Genomic DNA, 3,568 nt, shown 5'->3' on the forward strand with positions numbered 1-3,568 from the left:
CAAAAGCAGCCTCATTAAGTTGTTGTACAGTATTAAAATATTCACTTCTAATTTGGATAGCCTGATTAATTAGTATCACCCAATCCAAATAGCCAATCTCACCCGCATTCAGCTTGAGTGTTGCGGTCTGAATAATAGAGTTTGCATTAGGTAACATGGTGGTCTGGTAAGATTTTACCAACCTGTCACTTTGCTGGTATATACTTACAGCTGTCTGAAGATCTGACTGAAGTTGTTGCATAACCATATCTGCTTCAAGTTTGCGCTGGCGGATCAAGACATTTGAAGCCTGAATCCTGGAATGCTGAGCACCCCAAAATACAGGAATACCTATCCCAACATTGACCGAGGAAAAGCGATTTCCACTACCAAAATATTTTTCCAGATTTTGATTTGTTGTCTGCCACCCGATAATAGTTGAACTATTGTAGCCCGCATTAAAAGACGGCATAAGCTTGCTTTTTTCCAATTTATATTGTTGTTGAGAAAGTAGAATTTGCTGCTTTTGCAATTGAACCACAGGACTGCGTTCAACATAATCCCTGTCAGGTAAAGCGGCCAGGTGGTAAATGGCTTCAGCTGAGGAAGGCTCAACCTCATTGTTAATATTCAACAACACCTTAAAGCGATCCAGAAGTATCCGGTAATCAGTTTCTAAAAACTCCAATTGGTTAAAAATCTGTAAACGTTGATTTTCTGCCGTCGTCTTTTCCAGCACATCTACATCACCAACCTTAAAACGTTGTTTTGTCTTTTGGAGGAAATGAGCATAAATGCTATCCGTTTCTATTAACAGAGTTCGTTTTTGTTGTAAAACCACTATACGGTAAAAAGTCTGTTTAACCAGATTCTTAATATCCAATTCCTTTTGTGTCGCGTTGGTTTCACTAATCTTAATGTTGGTCTGATTGATGCTGCCCTGGTGCTTATAGACACCAGGGAATTGAATAGCCTGAGATAATGAGAATCTATTATCATTTATCGTACTATTAAACTTCCCATATTCAAAAGTAGTATTGGTTTTTTCCAGATCAAGGTTACTCTTTTTTAATGCCTGGTAATAGCCAACTTCTGTTTTGGAAACCCGTATAGAAATATTGTGTTTTAATGCACTGTCCAAAGCGGCCGTTAAAGAAATTTTTTCCTGAGCATGGCTTTCAACAATTCCACATCCAAGAATTATAAGTAGTGATACGACGAGTTTACGTGGCTTAAAATAACCAAAGCCCTTTTCAAAGAGGATATATAGCATAGGTAAAACAAATAAGGTAAGCAGAGTAGAAATAATTAGTCCACCAATCACCACAGTGGCCAGAGGTTTCTGTACTTCGCCTCCCGCACCCGTACTGATAGCCATAGGAATAAATCCTAATGAAGGCACAAGCGCTGTCATCATTACAGCTCTTAGTTTAGATTTAGTGGCATGAATCACAATCCTTTTAACATCTGTCCAACCCTCGTTTTTTAAACGGTTGAACTCAGAAACCAGTAAAATGCCATTCAGAACCGCCACACCAAACAAAGCAATAAAGCCAACTCCTGCAGAGATACTAAAAGGAATATCCCTGATCCATAAAGCCAGAACACCGCCAATTGCAGATAAGGGAATAGCAGTATAGATCAAGAGACCTTGTTTTACTGAGCTAAACGCGAAATAAAGCAATAAGAAAATGAGCAGTAGTGCAATTGGAACCACAATACTTAAGCGGGCTTTTGCAGCGGTCATATTTTCAAATGAGCCACCGTATTCTATTGCATACCCCTTTTGCAACTTCAGTTGTTGTTCGACTTTTTGCTTGAGTTCAGTTACAATAGACTGCACGTCACGCCCGCTCACATTAAAACCCACAATGATCCGCCTCCTGGTATTCTCTCTTTGTATTTGATTAACACCCTCTACTTCCTCAATACCAGCTACCAAAGACAGCGGGATTTGTGTGCCTTGTTTGGTGGGAACAAGTAAATTCTGAACATCCGATATGCTTTTTCTGGCATCACCTGCCAGGCGAACCACCATGTCAAAACGTTTCTCCCCTTCGTAAACTTGTCCGGCTACCTGGCCGGCAAATGCAGTATTCACAATACGATTGATATCACTTACGTTTAAACCATATTTGGCCATGCCATCTCTGTTATACTTAATCACAACTTGAGGCATACCTGTTACCCGTTCTTCGTAAATGTTAACTGCTCCCTGTACGGTCTGGATAATATCATTGAGCTTATGAGCATAATTAGCCAGAGAATCGAGATCTTCTCCAAATATTTTGCAAACAACATCCTGTCTGGCGCCCGTCATTAATTCATTAAATCGCATTTGAACGGGAAACTGAAACCCGACTGTAATTCCAGGGATTTCCTCCAGAGCCTTGGTCATTTTCGTGCTTAATTCACTAAATGAGCTTGCAGACACCCAATCCTTCTTATCCTTAAGGATCACCATCATGTCAGCGGCTTCAAAAGGCATAGGATCTGTTGGCACCTCAGCGCTTCCAACTTTGGTTACTACTTTTTCTACTTCTGGAAATCTGCTTAACAAAATTTTGGATGCTTGTTGAGTGGAACTGATCGTGTTGTTCAGGTTACTTCCTGTCAGCAACCGGGTCTCCACAGCAAAATCCCCCTCTTCCAGTTGTGGGATGAACTCTCCTCCCATACGGCTCAAAATCAATATTGCGACAACAAAAAGAGTAAGGGTAAGCGCAATAATAGTTTTAGGAAAAGACAGTACTTTATTTAAAATGGGTTGATATTTTCTTTCCAACCAGATCATGAGTTTATCTGTAAAGGTTAGATCATGCTTTAACTTCTTATTTAAGCACAAGGCTGCCATCATAGGCACATAAGTGACAGATAGTATAAAAGCACCCAGAATGGCGAAAGCAATTGTAAAAGCCATAGGTTTAAACATCTTACCTTCAATGCCCTCCAGGGAGAGAATTGGTAAATAAACGATCAGAATAATGATCTGGCTGAATACAGCAGATTTGATCATAGATCCTGTAGATTTACTTACTTCAGCATCCATCTGTTGCTGGTCAATGCTGGTCATCCCCCTAAAATGTTTTGAATGCGAAAAGCGATGTAGAATGGCCTCCACCACAATTACAGAACCATCTACAATCAATCCAAAATCTATTGCTCCAAGACTCATCAAATTTCCCCCAACACCAAACATATTCATTAGGATGATGGCGAAAAGCATAGAAAGAGGAATTACAGAAGAAACAATAAGTCCGGCACGAAGGTTACCTAAAAAAAACACCAATACAAAGATTACAATAAGTGCCCCCTCCATTAAATTAGTTTCAACTGTTTTAATCGCATTGTTTACCATTTTCGTTCTGTCTAGAAATGGTTCAATAACTACACCTTCAGGTAACATTTTTTGAATTTCTGCTACTTTGTCTTTTACTCGTCTAATCACAACAGAGGCGTTTTCGCCTTTTAGCATCATAACAACTGCCCCAGCTACCTCACCTTTGTCGTTATAAGTCATTGCTCCATAGCGAATTGCAGAACCATATTGAACATCAGCTACATCTCCCATTAAAACTGGCATTCCGTT

The 3,568-nt window shown here is 39.8% G+C and carries 1 protein-coding gene; it reads right to left on the reverse strand.

What is annotated here, in order from left to right; genetic code table 11:
• The coding region (locus tag VNZ46_RS26300; RefSeq protein WP_325564165.1) for a CusA/CzcA family heavy metal efflux RND transporter at positions 1 to 3,568 on the reverse strand (3,568 nt) is incomplete at both ends.

The organism is Pedobacter sp. (assembly GCF_035566355.1).
Taxonomy (GTDB): domain Bacteria; phylum Bacteroidota; class Bacteroidia; order Sphingobacteriales; family Sphingobacteriaceae; genus Pedobacter.